This is a genomic window from Enterobacter sp. 725m/11, from assembly GCF_011683705.1.
In the GTDB taxonomy this organism is placed as follows: Bacteria; Pseudomonadota; Gammaproteobacteria; order Enterobacterales; family Enterobacteriaceae; genus Enterobacter; species Enterobacter bugandensis.
In genome coordinates this window covers 1-19,638 of sequence record NZ_JAAQOK010000007.1, presented here as the reverse complement: position 1 = coordinate 19,638, position 19,638 = coordinate 1, and the positions used below count along the sequence as shown (strand labels likewise).

The 19,638-nt window shown below is 56.7% G+C and carries 17 protein-coding genes and 1 tRNA gene; 13 read left to right on the top strand and 5 right to left on the bottom strand.

Translation table 11 applies throughout. The features are described from left to right. The first annotated feature begins 6 nt into the window (after positions 1-6). Positions 7-528: a fimbria assembly protein gene (gene sfmF / locus HBA26_RS22855; protein ID WP_028012231.1), complete on the top strand. Its 522-nt coding sequence runs from the start codon at positions 7-9 to the stop codon at positions 526-528. Positions 529-579: 51 nt separating this feature from the next. On the opposite strand, the gene fimZ is transcribed toward sfmF, so the two are convergent. The 3 genes from fimZ to HBA26_RS04395 all read right to left on the bottom strand — a co-directional run bounded on the left by fimZ (position 580) and on the right by HBA26_RS04395 (position 3,464). Further along, a complete protein-coding gene (gene fimZ, locus HBA26_RS04405; RefSeq protein WP_028012232.1) occupies positions 580-1,212 on the bottom strand; it encodes a fimbria biosynthesis transcriptional regulator FimZ in 633 nt (210 codons plus the stop codon). Between the two features lie 812 nt (positions 1,213-2,024). Further along, on the bottom strand, positions 2,025-2,741 hold the full coding sequence (locus tag HBA26_RS04400) for a response regulator transcription factor (RefSeq protein WP_028012233.1): 717 nt from the start codon (positions 2,739-2,741) through the stop codon (positions 2,025-2,027). Positions 2,742-2,765: 24 nt separating this feature from the next. Next, a complete protein-coding gene (locus tag HBA26_RS04395; RefSeq protein ID WP_126326935.1) occupies positions 2,766-3,464 on the bottom strand; it encodes an EAL domain-containing protein in 699 nt (232 codons plus the stop codon). A gap of 278 nt (positions 3,465-3,742) precedes the next feature. On the opposite strand from HBA26_RS04395, the gene HBA26_RS04390 reads away from it, so the two are divergent. From HBA26_RS04390 to HBA26_RS04355, 8 genes are all read left to right on the top strand, one after another. Further along, positions 3,743-3,819, top strand: a tRNA-Arg gene (locus HBA26_RS04390). A gap of 286 nt (positions 3,820-4,105) precedes the next feature. Continuing rightward, a complete protein-coding gene (locus tag HBA26_RS04385) occupies positions 4,106-6,289 on the top strand; it encodes a TonB-dependent siderophore receptor (RefSeq protein WP_126345082.1) in 2,184 nt (727 codons plus the stop codon). A gap of 127 nt (positions 6,290-6,416) precedes the next feature. Then, a complete protein-coding gene (locus HBA26_RS04380; RefSeq protein ID WP_126345081.1) occupies positions 6,417-8,390 on the top strand; it encodes a PhoX family phosphatase in 1,974 nt (657 codons plus the stop codon). Between the two features lie 102 nt (positions 8,391-8,492). After that, positions 8,493-9,881 carry a phenylalanine transporter gene (pheP, locus tag HBA26_RS04375; protein WP_047367642.1) on the top strand — a complete coding sequence of 463 codons (1,389 nt, stop codon included), beginning with the start codon at positions 8,493-8,495 and terminating at the stop codon, positions 9,879-9,881. Positions 9,882-10,125: 244 nt separating this feature from the next. Further along, positions 10,126-11,361 (top strand): MFS transporter, encoded by a 1,236-nt coding sequence (locus HBA26_RS04370; RefSeq protein ID WP_126345080.1) that lies wholly within the window; start codon positions 10,126-10,128, stop codon positions 11,359-11,361. A gap of 15 nt (positions 11,362-11,376) precedes the next feature. Further along, positions 11,377-12,402 (top strand): sugar phosphate isomerase/epimerase, encoded by a 1,026-nt coding sequence (locus HBA26_RS04365; protein WP_126345079.1) that lies wholly within the window; start codon positions 11,377-11,379, stop codon positions 12,400-12,402. Further along, positions 12,395-13,537, top strand: a complete 1,143-nt coding sequence (locus HBA26_RS04360; protein ID WP_126345078.1) for a Gfo/Idh/MocA family oxidoreductase — start codon at positions 12,395-12,397, stop codon at positions 13,535-13,537. Before HBA26_RS04365 ends, HBA26_RS04360 begins: the two co-directional genes overlap by 8 nt. 75 nt (positions 13,538-13,612) lie before the next feature. Further along, positions 13,613-14,584, top strand: coding sequence for a LacI family DNA-binding transcriptional regulator (locus tag HBA26_RS04355; RefSeq protein WP_047367645.1), 972 nt, complete (start codon positions 13,613-13,615; stop codon positions 14,582-14,584). On the opposite strand, the gene HBA26_RS04350 is transcribed toward HBA26_RS04355, so the two are convergent. Next, positions 14,585-15,829, bottom strand: a complete 1,245-nt coding sequence (locus HBA26_RS04350; RefSeq protein WP_041911005.1) for a mechanosensitive ion channel family protein — start codon at positions 15,827-15,829, stop codon at positions 14,585-14,587. It abuts the gene before it with no gap. A 65-nt stretch (positions 15,830-15,894) separates the two neighbouring features. Then, complete coding sequence (locus HBA26_RS04345; protein ID WP_126345077.1) at positions 15,895-17,331, bottom strand: MFS transporter; 1,437 nt, start codon at positions 17,329-17,331, stop codon at positions 15,895-15,897. Between the two features lie 107 nt (positions 17,332-17,438). Between HBA26_RS04345 and HBA26_RS04340 the strand changes: the two genes are divergently transcribed. The 4 genes from HBA26_RS04340 to HBA26_RS04325 form a co-directional block, all read left to right on the top strand. Further along, a complete protein-coding gene (locus HBA26_RS04340; protein ID WP_028012245.1) occupies positions 17,439-18,308 on the top strand; it encodes a helix-turn-helix transcriptional regulator in 870 nt (289 codons plus the stop codon). Positions 18,309-18,447: 139 nt separating this feature from the next. Then, the gene (locus HBA26_RS04335) at positions 18,448-18,777 is read left to right on the top strand and encodes a type II toxin-antitoxin system RelE/ParE family toxin (RefSeq protein WP_088205198.1); all 330 of its coding nucleotides are present in this window, start codon (positions 18,448-18,450) and stop codon (positions 18,775-18,777) included. Next, positions 18,758-19,045, top strand: coding sequence for a helix-turn-helix transcriptional regulator (locus HBA26_RS04330; protein ID WP_166720814.1), 288 nt, complete (start codon positions 18,758-18,760; stop codon positions 19,043-19,045). Before HBA26_RS04335 ends, HBA26_RS04330 begins: the two co-directional genes overlap by 20 nt. A 78-nt stretch (positions 19,046-19,123) precedes the next feature. Next, positions 19,124-19,638: hypothetical protein (locus HBA26_RS04325; RefSeq protein WP_166720813.1), on the top strand; the 515-nt coding region annotated here is incomplete at its 3' end.

Sequence of the window (19,638 nt, the reverse complement as noted above, 5' to 3'; positions counted from 1 at the left end):
GCAGACATGCGAAACGGGATCCGTTTTATCACCGTGGCGCTCTTTGCGCTTTGCACCCAGGCTCAGGCGGAAACCGCATTGGGCGAAATTAATATTCGGCTCTACGGCAATATTGTCGATTTCACCTGCGTCGCAGAGGGTAACGATAGCGACAAAACGGTCACGCTGGGCACCTGGCCCACGAAGCAACTCAACACCACGGGGAGCCGCACGCAACCTATGCCCTTCACGCTGAAGCTGACCGGCTGTCCGCCCGGGGCGGCGTCCATTACGTTCTCGGGTAAGGCTGACGGGAGCAATAGCGGGTTACTGGCGCTGAATGATGCCAGTACAGCGAGCCACGTCGCCGTCGAGATCAGGGATGCGGATAAAACGCGTCTGGCGCTTCAGCAGGCCAGCCAGCCGGTGACGGTTGATGCACAGGGGAATGCGACCCTATCATTTTATGCCAATTATATTGCCACGGCCGATAACCCTCAGCCCGGACGGGCTGATGCGGATGCTACCTTCATGATTAATTATAATTAGCACTGACCGCACTCCCTGCAGCTCGGATAAACTGCAGGGAGTGAATTCAGGTTATAGCAGCTCGTGCGCTTTGGCGTAATCTATTAATTCCACGATGCTTTGTACGCCAAGCTTGGAATAAATATTGGATTTGTGCGCACTGATGGTCTTATTGCTTAACAGTAACTGTTCAGCAATCTCCTTATTGGATAATCCATTCGCCAGATAACGTAATACCGTGACCTCGCGATTCGATAATGGCATATCCGCTGCCATCCCTTTTCCCGAACCCATATGGTTTATAAAATTCAGCGTTTCCGACGGGAAAAAAGAATAACCCATCAGAATCATCTCTACGGCGTTGTAGATCTCACCCAAATCTTTTCGTTTACTGACGAAGCCGTTGGCCCCGGCGCGAATCGCACGACCCGCGTAAAATAACTCTGATTTAGAGGAGAGGAACAGAATCTTGATGTCTTTGTTTAAGTTTCTGATTCTCTTCAGTAAAGCGAAGGCGTCTGTGCCCGTAAGTTCGATGTCAAGGATCACCAAATCGATAGGATGATTGCGAATACAGTCAAGAACTTCATGGCTATCGCCAGACTTAAGCTTGACTGTGATATTTTTATTTTTCTGTAGCAGGACCTCTATCGACATTCTGACGATAGGATGTTCGTCCATAATGATAACGGATGCCGGTTTCATTTTTAATGCCTCAGATTGTTAAAAGCGTTATGCAGAGTTTTGTAAAACTCTCGAAATGCCGGAAGGATATAAAGTGCAGATCCCTATACCGTAGTATTTCCCTGGAAAGAGCGAAAGCATCCTTGTTTACGTAATGAAAAGAACAGTGCCTCAGCGCGGTCATCTCATTTGGCTGGTGTTGGCAAAAAGATTTTTCTTATTCAGATTTGGTACGCATCTTATTATACAGAGTAAGTTTTTTCCGAAAACCCTGTAAATTAGTCTCCGCTTATTGGTTTGTATTATCTTCTGGATCTTAATGGCTATGTTTTTAAATTTAGCGGAAATATCCTGTTATCCCATTTACCGCATCTTTTCATCTTTATGTAATAACAAAAAATAACAGATGTCTCTTTATGTTGCGTAATTGTTAATAAAAAAGGCCGTCGATTCGGCGGGCGACCCAGGGTCAAAGAGGCGAAAAAGTGCCCTCGCAAGGTGTCAAACCTTCATCTGAAAGTGCTTAAGGCGCATCAACGTCACGCCATCATCGCGCAGGAGAACATGCTATCCACTTTGCTTTCAGCTCCTGGAGAGTTAAGCGAAGCTGCTTGTTTTTACATCATTATCATCTTATTAACGCCTTCTGCATTCACTTAACGGATGGAGGAAAGTGCTGCCTTTGGTTCATTCTGTGACATTTCACATGGTTCCGAACCATAAATTAGGAATAGTTATAAAATCGAATACATTGTTAAAATTTAACCATTTCATAACATGCATGGTAAGTAAATTCCTAAAGCGCTTTAGGAAATAAGAAGTTAGTGCGTAAGTTAAAACGTGCAGTCAGAGAGGTTATTAAGAAGGTGTAACAATTCCTGGCGATGGCTCAGCCCCAGCTTAAGCAGGATGCAGCTGAGACGATAGATAATGCGGCTATAGGGGCGATTCTGCAGAAGGGCAATCTGACGCAGCGTCTTACCGCGGGCAAGCTCTTGCAAAATGGGCCATTCATTGCGGGAAAACCAGTCTTTATCGGACCCCTGCGGTGGGCGGGCATCCATCAGGCTGTGTTGAAGCCCTGCCGCGTTCATCTGACGTTCCAGCACGTGAAAAGGCCCCGCCGCTTTGCAGAAGAGGCGGGTATCATAATTATCTGCCCGGACCAGTAGCCACGGCGTCAGGAAGGGGGGATACAGGCTATGCCTTCTTAACTGATCCAGTTGATCAATCAGCCCGGTGGAACGGCTTTCTACATCCACCACCAGACGCGCTGAAGGCCATTGTGCCTGAGCGCCGAGCGCATCATCCAGTGAGATATAGTCGCAACAGCTGCTCAGGGGAAACTGTCCATTGAGAAAACCGGTGCGCAGAAAATGATCCTCCGTGACCAGAATGATAAACGGAGCGTCGGTTTTTCGGGGCTGGCTGATGGACTGGCTCAAAAACTCGAGCCGGTCGAAAAAGGGGGGAGCAAAAGGTGAGCGCGTAAATCCCAGTGCATCACTTCCTGTACGCCGCCGCCGGTAACGGCGCACTGTCATTCGCATGGTCTCCCTCCTGGAAATGGCTCTTTAATCCTCCGGCCATGTCCAGGACGGCCAGTAATATCCCTGGCCGAGATCTGCGCCTGCCTGCAGTGCCCAGGTGCGATCGCGTTCAGTCTCAATACCTTCGATGAGCACGCTCCCGGCCAGCTGAAAGCAACGTAAAACCAGCTGCCTCAGCGCGGGTGTGGCGCGTAAACGCCAGAATGCGCCCTTATCAATTTTGATGCCGTTCAACGGTAATCGACAAAATAAAAACGGCTGAATGACCGTTTCGTCGATGTCATCCAGCCATATACTGTGCCCCTGTTCCCGGAGTTTCGACAGGTTTTGAATGACGCGCTGCTTCTGTGCGGCAGAGAAAGCCAGAAAGGCAGAGAGATCAACAATCTCGATATTCAGCGGCGTGTTTTTCAGATTGATGAGCCGCTGAAAAGACGCTGGCTCTGTCATAACGGTTATCGGCAGATTAATAAAAAGGTTATTACCGTGCGGCGTCTTTTTTAGTGCGGCAAGCTGCGCTTCAAGCAGCGTCATTGACCAGCCTGCCGACTGATGGCGAAAAAAATCCTCGCTGTGCTGCGTTTCGGACAGAATGCTAAGCACCTCCACGCCAACCTGACGCTGAGAGGTGAGGGCGACGACAGGCTCCAGTTTGATGCCGACGATGTCCTGAGAAATAAACTGTAATCGGGGGGGCGTATCGAACGGGTTTTGCGCTGTCACTCCATTGTCCTGTTGTCTGTCAGCCTCCAGGCGGCCGGGAAACCTCGCTCTAGTGTGACGAGCCGACGAGCAGGAAAACAGCAGGCGTTACTTAAATACAACTAAGCCTTTTCGCAGCGCTAAATTTTACGGTGAAACAGCGAGAAATGTTGAGAAAATAGCCGTATTTACAATCGGCTAGCGGTAATTGCCCCCGAAAACGGAAAAGGCATTGACTCACCTGACATTGACCGTATAATTCTTCGCGTTTCACCACCGCGAAGTTCACTCTTCTCAGTGCGCCCTTAGCTCAGTTGGATAGAGCAACGGCCTTCTAAGCCGTAGGTCGTAGGTTCGAATCCTACAGGGCGTGCCATTTAGAAACAGGCACTTACGCCAGTTTCAAACCATCCTGATTTTCTCCTTGTGTCGTATTTGCGTCATGGTTGCCAAAATGGCCTCATTTTCCGTGCGTGTGATCTCAAAGGGTTCAGCGCAAGGGAGCATCCCCTTTTATCACGCATTAATTTGAGCAGGATCCTGCAGAGATTTGCGCTTGCCAAAGCATAGATAATGCGTATAGTTCTCATTTGCATTGCAACCAATATATTCTAAAGCCCGTCCACGGGCTATTTTTGCGCGCACTTTCAAACGAGTTAACGATGAACAACACCAAAATGCACAAAACGCTGCTGGCGCTCGCCATTGGCGCGGTTACACATTCCGCCTGGGCGGCAGAGGATAAAAAAGAAGACACCATCGTTGTGCAGTCTGCACCTGCCGGTGACTTTAAACCCGGTGGCGACCAGCTGGTGCCGGCCTTCCTTGACGGACAGGTGGCGAACGGCGGGCGAATGGGGATGCTCGGCCAGCAGAACGCCATGGACGTGCCGTTCAACATCATCAGCTACACCTCAAAACTGGTGGAAGATCAGCAGGCGAAAACCATTGCTGATGTGGTCGCCAACGACGCGGGCGTGCAGTTTGTGCAGGGTTACGGCAACAGCGCAGAAACCTTCCGCATTCGCGGCCTGAAGTTTGACGGCGACGACATGACCTTCGGTGGCCTCTCCGGCGTGCTGCCGCGTCAGGTGGTGGATGCCCAGATGGTTGACCGCATTGAGATCTTCAAAGGGGCAAACTCCCTGATGAACGGCGCGGCAAGCTCGGGCGTGGGCGGGATGATTAACCTTGAGCCAAAGCATGCCGGGGAAACGCCGCAGGCGAAAGTGGGCGTGGACTACACCTCGGATTCCCAGATTGGCACCACGCTGGATGCGGGGCGTCGCTTTGGCGATAACGACCAGTTCGGCGCGCGCGTGAACCTCGTGCATCGTGAAGGCGAAACCGGCGTACCGAACGATCGCCGCCGCACCACGCTGCTCTCCACCGGCCTGGACTACAAAGGCGACCGCTTCCGCACCTCGCTGGATCTGGGCTATCAGAAAAAAACCTTCCACGGCAGCCCGACCAGCGTCAACATCTCGGCGGTGGACTTCGTGCCAGAACCACCGAAGAACGATCGTAACTTCTCGCAGAAGTGGGCCTACAGCGATATCGAAAACGAGTTCGGGATGTGGCGCAGCGAGTACGACATCACCGATAGCTGGACGGCCTATACCGGCCTCGGCGCGCAGCACGCGCATGAAGAAGGGATTTACAGCGCGCCGAAGCTGGTGGACAAGAGCGGTAACGCAACGGTCAGCCGTCTGGATACCAACCGCATCAGCGATTCCGTCAGCGGGATGGCGGGCATTCGCGGTAACTTCACTACCGGCTTCGTATCGCACAAGGTCAACGTTGGCTATTCCGCGATGACCAAAAACGAAAAAATCGCGTGGAAAATGTCGGCGGCGAAGGATAACCCGACCACCAACATCTACCACAACACCGGCGTGGATATGCCGGACAGCACCAACTTAAACGGCTCCGGTGGTAAATACAGCGATCCGCTGACCAGCGGGCGCACCCGCACCCAGGGCTGGCTGCTGAGCGATACCCTGGGCGTGCTTGATGACAAGCTGCTGTTCACCGCAGGCGCGCGCCATCAGAAAGTGGTCGTTCGCGGGTATAACAAAATTACCGGCGCAGAAAACGACGCGGACGGCTTCGACGGCAGCCGCTGGATGCCAACCTACGGCGTGGTTTACAAACCGTGGGAAGAAATTTCCCTCTACGCCAACCACACCGAAGCGCTGCAGCCGGGCAAAACCGCACCTAACACCGCCACCAACTACGGCCAGAGCACCGGCATCGTTCACTCTAAGCAGAACGAAGTGGGCGTGAAGGCGGACTTCGGGCGCGTGGGCGGCTCTCTGGCGCTGTTTGAGATTAAAATGCCCTCGGCGATCCTCGATGCTAACAATCACTACGGCCTGGATGCGGAGCAGCGTAACCGTGGCGTGGAGCTGAACGTCTTCGGCGAGCCGATGCTCGGGATGCGTCTGAACGCCAGCGCCACCTGGCTGCAGGCGGAGCTAACCAAAACCAAAAACGGCGTGAACCAGGGCAACGATGCAATTGGTATTCCGAACTTCTACGCCGTGCTGGGCGCGGAGTACGACATCAAGCCGGTTGACGGCCTGACAGCGACCGCGCGCGTGAACCACTCCGGCACGCAGTATGCCGACCTCGCGAACAGCAAAAAGCTGGATAGTTACACCACGCTGGATCTGGGCATGCGCTATCGCTTCGCGGTGAACCACAACGCAAACCAGATGACCGTGCGCGCGGGCATCGACAACGTGACCAATGAGAACTACTGGGCCAGCGTGGACGATTCCGGTACCTACATCACTCAGGGCGAACCGCGTACCTTTAAGGTCTCGGTTGGCTACGAGTTCTAAGCGTTCCACCTCGTTATCCGGGGCACGGATGCCCCCATCCTTCCGTCATCGTGTTATAAAATTGTAATAAAAGCTTCTTACACTGGTCGCCAACTCTTTACCTCTTGGCCAATGACAGGAAGCCGCTATGGGCAGACCCCTCAAATCCGTTTTTAAAAAAGAACATCGCGACGACATCGCTAACCGCAGCGCAAACCCGGTATTCTCCGAGGTGGCGGAGGTGTTCCTCTCCCGCCGCCGTTTTCTCCAGATGGGGGCCGTTGCGGGGGCCGCCGTATCATTCCCGTTTCTGATCAAACCTGAGATCGCCATTGCCGCGGTATCGAAGCCTTCCGCGCTGGCAAAAGCGGTTTCCCTGGGCTTTACCAGCATCGACGTCTCCACCGAAGATACGGTCAGGGTGCCGGAAGGCTATATTGCCCGCCCGTTCTATCGCTGGGGTGACCCGACGGGGATCAAAAACAACATGCCGGCCTTTAAGCCGGACGCCAGCAACACCACGGACGAACAGGCCGTGCAGGCGGGCATGCACCACGACGGCATGGCGTGGTTTAGCCTGCCGCAGGGGGAGCAAAACCCGGAGCATGGCCTGCTGGCGATGAACCATGAATACATCGACAACGGGATGCTGTTTACCGACGGTACGGCGAACTGGAGCCTCGACAAGGCCCGCAAGGGGCAGAACGCGATGGGCGTTTCGGTAGTGGAAGTGAAAAAAGCGGGCAGAGACTGGCAGGTGGTACGCCCGTCTTCATATGCCCGCCGCATCACCGTCAATACGCCGATGCAGCTTACCGGCCCGGCACGGCATCAGGACTTAATGAAAACCGCCGCCGACCCGCAGGGGGAGCGCGTGCTGGGCACCATGCAAAACTGCGCCAACGGCCACACGCCGTGGGGCACCTATCTCACCTGCGAGGAAAACTGGTCGGATATTTTTGTCAAAAAAGCCGATCTCAATCCGCTGGAAAAACGCTACGGCATCAGCGACAGCGATGAATCCTACCGCTGGAACGAGGTGGACGAGCGGTTCAGCGTCGATAAAACTCCTAACGAACCCAACCGTTTCGGCTGGGTCGTGGAGATCGATCCCTACAACCCCACCTCCACACCGCGCAAGCACACCGCCCTGGGCCGCTTCAAGCATGAGGGGGCAGCCGTCACGCTCGCCGCCGATAACCGCGTGGTGGTCTACATGGGGGACGATCAGAAGTTTGAGTACATCTATAAGTTTGTCTCGGACAAAAAATACGATCCCGCGAACCGTGAAGCCAATATGCAGCTGCTGACCTCCGGCACGCTGTACGTCGCCAGGTTCAACGAGGACGGGAGCGGCGACTGGCTGCCGCTAATCTTCGGGCAAAATGGCCTGGATAAGAGTAAAGGGTTTGAAAACCAGGGCGATCTGCTGATTAAAACCCGCCTGGCGGCCGACGCGGTGGGGGCGACCAAAATGGATCGCCCCGAATGGATAGCCGTCGATCCGCACGCCAGCGGCAGCGTCTACTGTACGCTCACCAACAACAGCGATCGCGGGAAAGAGGGGAAAGCGCCGGTGGATGCCGCCAACCCGCGCGCCAACAACGTGTTTGGGCATATCATGCACTGGCACGAAGACGGCGCGGACCCTGCTGCCGCACGCTTTAAGTGGGATATTCTGGTCATGGCCGGACGCACCGACGGCGACGATCCGAAGGCCAAAGGCTCCATGCAGGGCGCGGCATTCGGCAGTCCGGACGGACTCTCTTTCGATCATCAGGGCGTCCTGTGGATCCAGACCGACGTCTCCTCCAGCACCATCAATAAGAAAGCGTACGAGGGGATGGGCAATAACCAGATGGTGGCGACCATTCCGGGCACCAACGAGTATCGCCGTTTCCTGACCGGGCCGCGCGGGTGTGAGATCACCGGCATTGCGTTTACGCCGGACAACCGCACGCTGTTTATCAACATTCAGCACCCAGGGGAGGGCGGGGATGATATTACCGACCCGGCCAATCCTCGCGCCGTCTCTAACTGGCCGGACGCCAGTCCGAACGGACGCCCGCGATCGTCCACGGTGGTGATCGTTAAAGCGGACGGCGGAATTATCGGGTCGTGACGTTTATCCGCCGGGCGCACGCGCTGGCCCGGCGTTAAGCTTGCTACCACCAGCATGAAGTGTTAAAACGTGCCCCTTCTAAAAAAGAGACAGGGGTAGGGCGTGAAAGACGCGTCATCCGCTTCAGGCCATGGTCGCGCTGAAGCCTCGTCGGATCAGAATCCGACGCTGCAACGTGGTTTGCAAAATCGACATATTCAGTTAATTGCCCTCGGCGGCGCAATCGGTACCGGGCTGTTTCTCGGCATCGGCCCCGCCATTCAGATGGCCGGCCCGGCGGTTCTGCTGGGTTACGCTATCGCCGGGATTATCGCCTTCCTGATCATGCGCCAGCTCGGCGAGATGGTCGTTGAAGAGCCGGTGTCAGGCTCCTTCGCGCACTTTGCCTATAAATACTGGGGCCCGTTCGCAGGCTTCCTCTCCGGCTGGAACTACTGGGTGATGTTCGTGCTGGTGGGGATGGCGGAGCTGACCGCTGCAGGCATCTACATGCAGTATTGGCTGCCGGACGTGCCCACGTGGATCTGGGCGGCGGCCTTCTTCATCATCATTAACGCCGTTAACCTCGTCAACGTGCGCCTGTATGGTGAAACCGAGTTCTGGTTTGCGCTGATTAAGGTGCTGGCGATTATCGGCATGATCGGCTTTGGCCTGTGGCTGCTGTTCTCCGGCCACGGCGGCGAGCGTGCCACTATCGACAACCTGTGGCAGCACGGCGGCTTCCTGGCGACCGGCTGGAAAGGGCTCATCCTCTCGTTGGCGGTGATTATGTTCTCCTTCGGCGGTCTGGAGCTGATTGGCATTACCGCGGCCGAAGCGCGCGATCCGCACAAAAGCATTCCGAAAGCGGTCAACCAGGTGGTGTACCGTATTCTGCTGTTCTATATCGGCTCGCTGGTGGTGCTGCTGGCGCTTTACCCGTGGGTGGAAGTGAAATCCGACAGCAGTCCGTTCGTAATGATTTTCCACGATCTGAACAGCAACGTGGTGGCTTCGGCACTGAACTTCGTCATTCTGGTGGCCTCTTTGTCGGTGTACAATAGCGGGGTCTACTCCAACAGCCGTATGCTGTTTGGCCTCTCCGTACAGGGCAACGCACCGAAGTTCCTTACCCGCGTCAGCCGCCGCGGCGTGCCGGTCAATTCGCTGTTCCTTTCCGGCGCGATTACGTCTCTGGTAGTGCTAATTAACTACCTGCTGCCGAAACAGGCCTTTGGCCTGCTGATGGCGCTGGTTGTGGCGACGCTGCTGCTGAACTGGATCATGATCTGCCTCGCGCACCTGCGTTTCCGCGCGGCGATGCGCCGCAAGGGGCGCGAGACGCAGTTCAAAGCGCTGCTCTATCCGGCGGGGAACTACCTCTGTATCGCGTTCCTGGCGTTGATTCTGGTGCTGATGTGCACCATGGATGAGATGCGGCTTTCAGCAATGCTGCTGCCGGTATGGGTGGTGTTCCTGTTTATCGCGTTTAAGCTCTCACGCAAAAAGTAGCCCGTTTTTCTCCCTCTCCCTGTGGGAGAGGGCCGGGGTGAGGGCAACAGACCGCGCCAAACCAGACCGCACCTGCCTTCACGCCCGGTGGCGCTGCGCTTACCGGGCCTACAAAACACAGCTTCATCTTTATCGTGACCCCCCTCCCAAATCTTCTACGATCCACAGGATCTTTGTTTTGTAATCGATTACTTTTCATTTGAGCTGTTTTGTAATCGATTACTTTTTCCGGGTGAGGCTTAACATGGTGTCAACTGAAAGTAGTGAAAAGGCGATAGCGCAGCACCGGCTGCTGGTGCCGCGGCTGTCGCTGATGATGTTTCTGCAATTTTTTATCTGGGGTAGCTGGTCGGTCACGCTTGGCCTGGTGATGACCCAGCACAACATGTCTCTGCTGATTGGCGATGCCTTCTCCGCCGGGCCCATCGCCTCCATTCTCTCGCCGTTCGTGCTCGGCATGCTGGTGGACCGCTTCTTCGCCTCGCAGAAGGTGATGGCGGTGATGCACCTCGCGGGCGCGGCGATCCTCTGGTTCGTGCCGGGGGCGCTGATTGCCGAGAACGGCGCGCTGCTGATTGGCCTGCTGTTTGGCTACACGCTCTGCTACATGCCGACGCTGGCGCTGACCAACAACATCGCGTTTCATAGCCTGGCAAACGTGGATAAAACCTTCCCGGTGGTGCGCGTGTTCGGCACCATCGGCTGGATCGTGGCGGGCATTTTCATCGGCGTCACCGGCGTGGCGTCCAGCGTTACCATCTTTCAGGTAGCGGCGGCCAGCTCCGTGCTGCTGGCGCTTTACAGCCTGACGCTGCCGCACACGCCTGCGCCCGCGAAAGGCCTGCCGGTGAAGGTGCGGGATCTCTTCTGCGCGGATGCGTTTGCGCTGCTCAAAACCCGCCACTTTTTCGTCTTCTCCGTCTGCGCGATGCTGATCTCCGTCCCGCTCGGCACCTATTACGCCTACACCGCCTCGTATCTGGCGGATGCTGGAATTGCCGACGTCAGCACCGCCATGTCCTTCGGGCAGATGTCCGAGATCTTCTTCATGCTGGTCATTCCGCTGCTGTTCCGCCGTCTGGGCGTGAAGGTCATGCTACTGATCGGCATGCTGGCGTGGTTCGTGCGCTACGCCATGTTCGCGCTGGGCGTCAGCGAGGAGGGGCGCATTCTGCTGTATCTCGGCATTCTGCTCCACGGCGTCTGCTACGATTTCTTCTTTGTCGTCGGCTTTATCTACACCGACCGGGTGGCAGGCGAAAAGGTCAAAGGCCAGGCCCAGAGCATGATCGTGATGTTCACCTACGGCATCGGCATGCTGCTTGGCTCGCAGATTTCCGGCGCGCTCTATAACCGCCTGGTGGCAGGGCAGACCGTGCCGCAGGCGTGGGTGACATTCTGGTGGATCCCGGCGGTAGCGGCCGCGGCGATCGCGCTGATTTTCCTTCTCACGTTTAAGTATGACGATGACAAGGCGTAACGTTCAGGAGGTGGTATGAGGACGATGAAAGGACCCGGCATTTTTCTGTCTCAGTTTATTGGCGCAGAAGCGCCGTTTAATTCGCTCGACGGGCTGGCTGAATGGGCGGCAGGTAAAGGTTATAAGGCGGTGCAGATCCCCTGCAACCATCCGCACATCTTTGACGTCGAGAAAGCCGCAGAGAGCCAGGCCTACTGCGATGACATCGCCGCTACGCTGGCCGCGCACGGGCTGGTTATCAGCGAGCTGTCGACCCATCTGGAAGGGCAGCTTGTGGCGGTGAACCCCGTCTACAGCGACGCGTTTGACCACTTCGCGCCCGCGTCCGTGCGCGGTAACGATGCTGCGCGTCGGGCGTGGGCAACCGAAAAACTGAAGCAGGCGGCGATAGCCTCGGCCAGATTAGGCCTGAAGGCGCACGCGACCTTCTCCGGCTCGCTGGCGTGGCCGTTTTTCTATCCGTGGCCGCCGCATAACGAGCAGCGTTTTCAGGAAGCGTTCGAGGAGCTGGCAACCCGCTGGCGGCCAATACTGGATACCTTTGGCGAGCAGGGGGTGGATGTCTGCTTTGAACTGCATCCCGGGGAAGATCTGCACGACGGCGTGACCTTCGAGCGTTTTTTGGCGCTGGTGGATAACCATCCGCGCTGCAACATCCTCTTTGATCCGAGCCATATGCTGCTCCAGCAGATGGACTATCTGGCCTTTATCGACATCTTCCATGCGCGCATCAAGGCGTTCCACGTGAAGGATGCCGAGTTCCGCCCCAGCGGGCGCAGCGGCGTCTACGGCGGCTACCAGCCGTGGATCAACCGCGCCGGACGCTTCCGCTCGCCCGGCGACGGGCAGATCGACTTTAAGGGCATTTTCAGCAAGCTGACCCAGTACGACTACGACGGCTGGGCGGTGCTGGAGTGGGAGTGCTGCCTGAAGGATGGCGATACCGGCGCGCGCGAAGGCAGCGAATTTATCCGCCGCCATATCATTCCCGTTTCCGGACGGGCGTTTGATGATTTCGCCGCAGGGGGCAGTCATGATTAACGTCGGGATCGTCGGCAGCGGGTTTATTGGCCCGGCACATATCGAGGCGCTCAGGCGCCTCGGGTTTGTTCAGGTGGTCGCGCTGTGCGACGGCTCGCTCGTTAAGGCGCAGGAAAAGGCGCGCCTGCTAAACGTACCGCACGCGTACGGCAGCGTTGAGGAGCTGCTCGCGCACCCTGATTTGCACGTGGTGCACAACTGCACGCCGAACCACCTGCATGCACAGATTAACCGCCAGATCCTGCGCGCGGGCAAGCACGTGTTTTCCGAAAAGCCGTTGTGCATGACGCCTGAGGAGGCGCGCGAGCTGGTGGCGCTGGCGGAGCAGGTGGGCGTGGTGCATGGCGTGAGCTTCGTCTATCGCCAGTTTGCGATGGTGCGTCAGGCGGCGAGCATGCTGCGCGCGGGCAGCCTCGGGCGGATTTTTGCCTCACACGGCAGCTACCTACAGGACTGGATGCTGCTGGAAACCGACTACAACTGGCGGGTGGATGCCGCGCTCGGCGGCGCATCGCGCGCGGTGGCGGATATCGGCTCCCACTGGTGCGACACGGTGCAGTTCGTCACCGGGCGGCGCATTACCGAGGTGATGGCTGATTTATCCATCGTCTGGCCGACGCGCAGGGCCAGCAAGGGCGGGAATCAAACCTTCTCCCATGACGAACAGGCGGAGTATGAAGACAAACCAGTCACGACCGAAGACTTCGGCTCGGTGCTGTTCCGCTTTGACGACGGCAGCAAGGGCTGCTTTAGCGTCTCGCAGGTGAGCGCCGGGCGTAAAAACCGCCTGACGTTTGAGATCAACGGCAGCGAGCGCTCGCTGGCGTGGGACCAGGAGGTGCCGCAGCAGCTGTGGATCGGCCATCGTGCGCAGGCAAACCAGACGCTCACCGACGATCCGGGGCTGATGAACCCTGACGTTGCCGACAGCGCCCATTTCCCCGGCGGGCACATTGAAGGCTGGCCGGATGCTTTTAAAAATATGATGGCGCAGTTCTACCGTGCCGTGCAGGCGGGCGCAATGCCGGAGACGCCGCAGTTTGCGACGTTTCACGATGGCGCAAACGTGATGTATATCATTGATGCCATTGTGAAAAGCCATCAGCAGCAGCGCTGGGTGCGCGTGGAATGCTGACGCATTGCCCGGTTCGCCGGGCAACAAATTTATGGTAGCCTGCACAAAACGCTAACCGCAGGATGTATCGTCGCTATGTCAATTCAGAAAATCGCTCAGCTGGCCGGGGTTTCCGTGGCAACGGTCTCCCGCGTGCTGAATAACAGCGACACCGTGAAGGCGAAAAACCGCGAGCGCGTTCTGCAGGCGATTCAGGAGAGCAACTACCAGCCAAACCTGCTCGCCCGTCAGCTGCGCACCGCCCGCAGCTATATGATCCTGGTGATGGTGTCCAACATCGCCAACCCGTTCTGCGCCGAAGTGGTGAAGGGCATCGAAGCCGAGGCGGAGAAAAACGGCTACCGCATTCTGCTATGCAACTCCGGCTCGGACATCGAGCGCTCCCGCTCGGGCTTGAGCCTGCTCTCCGGCAAAATCGTCGACGGCATTATCACCATGGACGCCTTCTCGAAGCTGCCGGAACTTGCCGCGCTGATTGGTTCTGCACCGTGGGTGCAGTGCGCCGAATACGCCGATGCGGGCGCGGTCTCCTGCGTCGGCATCAATGATGTGGACGCTTCACAGCATGCCGTCAGCCAGCTGGCCGACGGCGGCCGCAAGCGTATCGCGATGATCAACCACGATCTCAGCTACAAATATGCCCGCCTGCGCGAACGCGGCTACAAGAGCGTGCTCCACCTGCGGGATCTGGACTATCAGGCGGTGGAGTATGCCAGCGATCTCAGCTCCGGGGCGGGCATGGCGGCGATGCAAAACCTGTTAAAAGATAATCCGCCGGATGCGGTATTTGCCGTTTCCGATACGCTGGCGGCGGGCGCGCTGCGCGCCATTCAGCAGGCAGGTCTGCGGGTGCCAGAGGATATTGCCGTGGTCGGCTTTGATGGTACGGAGCTGGCGGACATGATTTCACTTACCACCATCGAACAGCCGTCGCGGGATATCGGGCGCAAGGCGGTCAATCTTCTCTTAAACAAAATCGACAACCCGGATGCGCCCACGGAAAGGGTGATGATGGACTGGCGCTTTATTTCCCGCGCCAGCACCTGATTATCTGGCAATAACGCCTGCCAGGGAGCGAATATCGTTCCCGGTCGGCGACTGGTGAATACGCAGGCCAAACTCATCCACTACCGCGAAAATATGGTCGAAGATATCGGCCTGAATATCTTCGTATTCCGCCCAGATTACCGTATTGGTAAAGGCATATATTTCAATCGGCAGCCCGTTGGCATCCGGCGCCAGCTGGCGCACCATCAGCGTCATATCTTTACGAATACGCGGATGATTACGCAGATATTCATTCAGGTAGGCGCGGAAGGTGCCGATATTGGTCATCTTGCGCAGGTTTAATACCGATTCCCCTTCGCCGTTCTGCTGATTCCACAGGCTAATTTCCTCATGGCGCGCGGCCAGATAAGGCTTCAGCAGTTTCGCCTGAATCAGCTTCTGCTGCTCCTGCTCGTCGAGAAAATGAATGCTGGTGGTATCGATATTCAGGCTGCGCTTGATGCGTCGCCCGCCGGAGGCGGACATCCCACTCCAGTTGATAAAAGCGTCGGAGACCAGCGCCCACGTCGGAATGGTGGTGATGGTGTTATCGAAGTTGCGTACTTTAACGGTCGTCAGGCCGATGTCCGTCACCGTACCATTAGCGCCGTACTTCGGCATCTCCAGCCAGTCGCCGAGCTTGAGCATGTCGTTGGCGGAAAGCTGAATACCCGCCACAAGGCCGAGTATCGGGTCTTTAAACACCAGCATCAGGACGGCGGCCATCGCACCCAGACCGCTGATCAGAATCGCCGGGGACTGGCCGATCAGCAGGGAGATAATCAATATCCCCACCAGGATAGCGCTCACCAGCTTGATGCCCTGGAAGATCCCCTTCAGCGGCAGCTGCGAGGCGGTCGCCATCTTTTGCGACAGATTAAATATCACGTCCAGCAGCGAGAAGAAGGAGAGCAGGGCATACACCATCACCCACAGCTTCGCGCAGGTGGTGAGTATTTCCGCCGCTTCGCTGCCTTTTTGCAACCACAGTACCGCCTGAACGTTGACGATTATCCCCTGCAGGGTAAAGGCCAGACGGTGAAATAATTTATTCTGGGTAATGATTTGCAGCCATAAATGGCTACTGGCCTGCGCGCGTTTCTCGAATGCGCGCAGCACCAGTTTGTGCAAAATAAAATGAACAATGATGGCGGTGAGAAAAATAATACCAAAGATAATCACTAAAGAGGTGGTGTGATTAATTTCAATCCCTAACTCTTCAACCTGAGCAATTAATTCCTGCATAACGTCTCCTGTATTGTTGCAGCCCCATAATGGCGGCTGCGGATCTATTATGCAAATTCACAGGGTTATTTGGCGGCCTCACAGACCTTCACTACCGGCAGGCAGAGACGATGACGCATGCGCAGCGTCGCCAGCGCCAGGATAATCATCAGGCAGGTTTCCACCGCCAGGAAAAGGGTAATCGCCTGCGCGTAATCCCCGTGGTAATGCTGCAGCCCGTGCAGCAAAATCGCCCCGAAAATGGCCGGTCCCAGACCCAGCGCGGCCTGCTGCAGCGTGCTGAGAATGGCGCTTGCGGCCCCTGCGTCGTCAGGCTGGATATCGCGCATCCCGATGCGGTAGAAGCTGTTTACAATCAGCGCCTGACCGTAGCCCACCAGCCCGGTGGCAGGGGCCAGCGTCAGCGCGGTGTTGTTTACGCCCCAAATCCGGAACGTCGCGATGAGCGCCAGCAGGCCGATTATCTGAATTGCCAGACCCGTCAGCAGAATCGTGCTGGTACTGTAGCGGGCAATCAACCGTGGCGCGAACCAGGCAGAGATAAAATAGGTCACGCCCAGGGCGATAAAGCTGTTCCCGGACTGCCACGGCGCCATCCCCAGACCGGTCTGCATGGTCAGCGCCATACAGAACATAAACCCGGACCAGACGCTGAAAAAGAGCAGCGCAATCACGATGCCAAAGCGAACGCTGCGAAGCTGAAGCAGGCGTGGCGGGATCAGCGGATGGGCATTCTCTCGCTCCTTTTTGCGCGCGTTCCGCGCCATCAGCCAGGCCAGCGGAATAATGGCAAGAAGCATAACCTTCAGCGACCACGGCCAGTGCCACTGGGGACCGAGCGCCATCGGGAACAGCAGGCAGCAAAGAATGAGGGCCAGCAGCACGGTGCCTGTCCAGTCAATGCGCGACGGCGTTTCACGGCGGGTTTCCGGCACGTAGCGGCGGCTTAACGCCAGCACCACCAGACAAATCGGCACGTTGATAAAGAAGGCGTTACGCCAGCCCAGCCCGGCGATATCCGCCGACACCAGCCAGCCGCCGCCCATCTGCCCGACGATAAACGCAATCCCGCCAATGCCGCCAAACAGGCTAATGGCTTTCGCGTGGGCGCTACCTTTTAGCGTGACGTGCAGCGTGGCGAGGATCTGCGGCATGATGAGCGCTGCCCCCGCGCCCTGAACGATGCGTGCGGCCAGCAGTTGTTCAATATTTCCCGCCATCCCGCACAGCAGCGAGGCCAGCCCAAAAACTGCCACGCCCCACATAAACAGGCGACGGCGGCCACGGTTATCCCCCAGCTTGCTGCCGAGCGCAAGGCAGACGGCAAAGGCCACGCCGTAGAGAGCGACAATGAGTTCCAGCTCGGTGGCGGTGGCGTGCAGCGAGTGGGTGATGGCGTCCAGCGCCACGTTGGTGATTGAGGTATCAATCATCGGCAGCATCTGGCCGGTTAACAGCAATATCAGGCCTGCGCGACCCGGTGAAACAACTGACGTATTCATGGTAACTCCATTGCGTCATTCATCAGATGGTCGTAGCATCAACCATCTGATAAACGGGTACCAGTTCTTGCTTATACTGGTACTGGCACTACCATGCAGGGGGATTTATGGCCTTGATGTCTGAACCCGTCACCTCACTTCAGGATGACACCCGAAAACAGCTGGGGGCATTTTTACGTGCCCGGCGGGAAAGCCTCGATCCCCAGCGTCTCGGCCTGCCGCGCAGCGGTCGACGGCGCACGCCGGGCCTGCGCCGGGAGGAGGTGGCGATGCTCGCTGACGTGGGCGTGACCTGGTACACCTGGCTTGAGCAGGGCAGGGACGTCAACCCCTCCAGCGCAGTGATGGCCGCCATCGCAAAAGCGCTGCAGTGCACCCCGACCGAGGCCCGGCATCTTTTCGTGCTCGCCGGCTTGCCGCCGGGTGAAGCCCCGCAGGCGGTCTGCTGCGAGGGCATCAGCGAAGGCACGCGCCGCCTGCTCGATACCCTGATGCCTAAACCCGCCAGCATTCAGAAGCCCAACTTCGACATCGTCGCGTGGAATGACAGCTTCGGGCACCTGATGGGCGTTGATTTCAATGATATCCCGCCGGAAGACCGCAACTGTATTTACCTGTTCCTTACCCATCCGGCGTGGCGCGCGCGTCTCGGCAGACGCGACGACGTGCTGCCGATTTTCGTCTCCTATTTCCGCGCGGCGATGGCCGAGCACCGGGGCGACCCGCTGTGGGAAGCCAAACTGGCGCGCTTCTTCGCGGTGTCCGAAGAGTTCAAAACCCTGTGGCACCAGCGCAACGACGTGCGCGGCGTAGAGAACCAGCTCAAGCTGTTTACCCATCCAGAACTGGGAGATTTTACGCTGCAGCAGATGTACTGGTACTCCGCGCCACGAAACGGATCGCGGCTGCTGGTGTATCTCCCGGTGGATGAGGCGGGGGAAAGGGCGATGGAATGGCTGGCCGGGCAGGGGAAATAAGTATTTTGCGAGGGGCTTTCAGGGAATCAAAGCGGGTCCGGTTCTTCCTGTTAAAAATGGGTAAGGTGGGACACGAAAAGCTAAATTAGCCTTTAATGCAAATTGCCTTATATGCTAATATCATCAGGGATGAAAGATCGTGTTCAGACTTATCGTTCATGAGGCGGTAAGGGAAGAGATTCTCTTACTGCCTGCTGGGGTGAAGGCGAAGCTGATTCGCCAGCTTGATAAATTGCGTTTAAACCCGACGGCTCTTCGGGAACCTGACAGCAAACCATTGCCGCATGGCCTGTTTGAAATAAGGACCGTTGGGCTGATCCATACCCGAGGTATCTATGTTTACCCGCGGGAAAAGACGATTTTTCTTTTGCGCGTGTTTGTTAAGAAGACGCAAAAAACGCCCTCTGCTGAACTTCGTCTGGCACTGAAGCGACAACAGGAGATGTTGGATGAGCAAGAAGATTATTGACTGGAATGAACTCAGGGCTGAACTGTTAAGCGATTCAGAGGTTCAGGCTTCCTTTGATGCAGAAGAGCTCAAGGAGCGTTTGCGGGAGATGCTGGCGCAATGGCGCAATCATGCTGGCCTGACGCGCGCCCAGGTGGCGGAGAGGATGGGCGTCAGCGCACCAACGGTATCAAGAATGGAAGCGAATATTACCCGGGCAAGTCTCGATACATTAACGCGTTATGCGCTGGTGTGCGGGATCAAGCATCCGCAGATTACGCTCTATTGACGCTTAATCAACTTGCTGAATTTACGCGATTTCTATTGGAAGTTAAGTTGACTATACTTATGCGATGAGAAACAACTAATGTCGCCACTAATGATTGATTCCGCAGAGTTCAGCCAAAAACTTGGGCTTATCTCCCGAAACGTCGAACATACCGAAGCATTTCTGGCGCGGGGTACTGCGGATTTTCATCTGCCGGGGTTCTTGCTGCCTGTCGGATACCGGCTTTTAAAATCGCGTTATGGTGATGAATATCGTCTCGTGACTACCGATGACGGTAAGCCTTATACGGCGTATGCCGTGAAGCTTACATTTCATAAAGAAATTACCTTTCCCCACGGTGCCGCCACGCAGGTGATGGTATGGCGCACCCCGCGCGCCGTCCACCAGCGCGTAATAAGCGGATTACCGCAATTATTTTTCCAGTGGGTGCTCAGCGAATACGACATCGTAGTCTCCGACAGCGAGCAAACGGGGGACGGGCAACGGTTCTGGCTGTGCATGATCGACTGGGCGTTCACAATGAACTATCGCATTAGCGTGGCAGACGGTACAGTGGCTGTCTCTTATACACATCTGACGCTGCCGACGACGGA

Bases quoted from the DNA above. Each gene is read 5' to 3' on its own strand.
- sfmF (WP_028012231.1), top strand. From the start codon at position 7: ATGCGAAACGGGATCCGTTTTATCACCGTGGCGCTCTTTGCGCTTTGC.
- fimZ (WP_028012232.1), bottom strand. From the start codon at position 1,212: ATGAAACCGGCATCCGTTATCATTATGGACGAACATCCTATCGTCAGA.
- HBA26_RS04400 (WP_028012233.1), bottom strand. From the start codon at position 2,741: ATGCGAATGACAGTGCGCCGTTACCGGCGGCGGCGTACAGGAAGTGAT.
- HBA26_RS04385 (WP_126345082.1), top strand. From the start codon at position 4,106: ATGAACAACACCAAAATGCACAAAACGCTGCTGGCGCTCGCCATTGGC.
- HBA26_RS04380 (WP_126345081.1), top strand. From the start codon at position 6,417: ATGGGCAGACCCCTCAAATCCGTTTTTAAAAAAGAACATCGCGACGAC.
- HBA26_RS04370 (WP_126345080.1), top strand. From the start codon at position 10,126: ATGGTGTCAACTGAAAGTAGTGAAAAGGCGATAGCGCAGCACCGGCTG.
- HBA26_RS04365 (WP_126345079.1), top strand. From the start codon at position 11,377: ATGAGGACGATGAAAGGACCCGGCATTTTTCTGTCTCAGTTTATTGGC.
- HBA26_RS04360 (WP_126345078.1), top strand. From the start codon at position 12,395: ATGATTAACGTCGGGATCGTCGGCAGCGGGTTTATTGGCCCGGCACAT.
- HBA26_RS04355 (WP_047367645.1), top strand. From the start codon at position 13,613: ATGTCAATTCAGAAAATCGCTCAGCTGGCCGGGGTTTCCGTGGCAACG.
- HBA26_RS04350 (WP_041911005.1), bottom strand. From the start codon at position 15,829: ATGCAGGAATTAATTGCTCAGGTTGAAGAGTTAGGGATTGAAATTAAT.
- HBA26_RS04345 (WP_126345077.1), bottom strand. From the start codon at position 17,331: ATGAATACGTCAGTTGTTTCACCGGGTCGCGCAGGCCTGATATTGCTG.
- HBA26_RS04340 (WP_028012245.1), top strand. From the start codon at position 17,439: ATGGCCTTGATGTCTGAACCCGTCACCTCACTTCAGGATGACACCCGA.
- HBA26_RS04330 (WP_166720814.1), top strand. From the start codon at position 18,758: ATGAGCAAGAAGATTATTGACTGGAATGAACTCAGGGCTGAACTGTTA.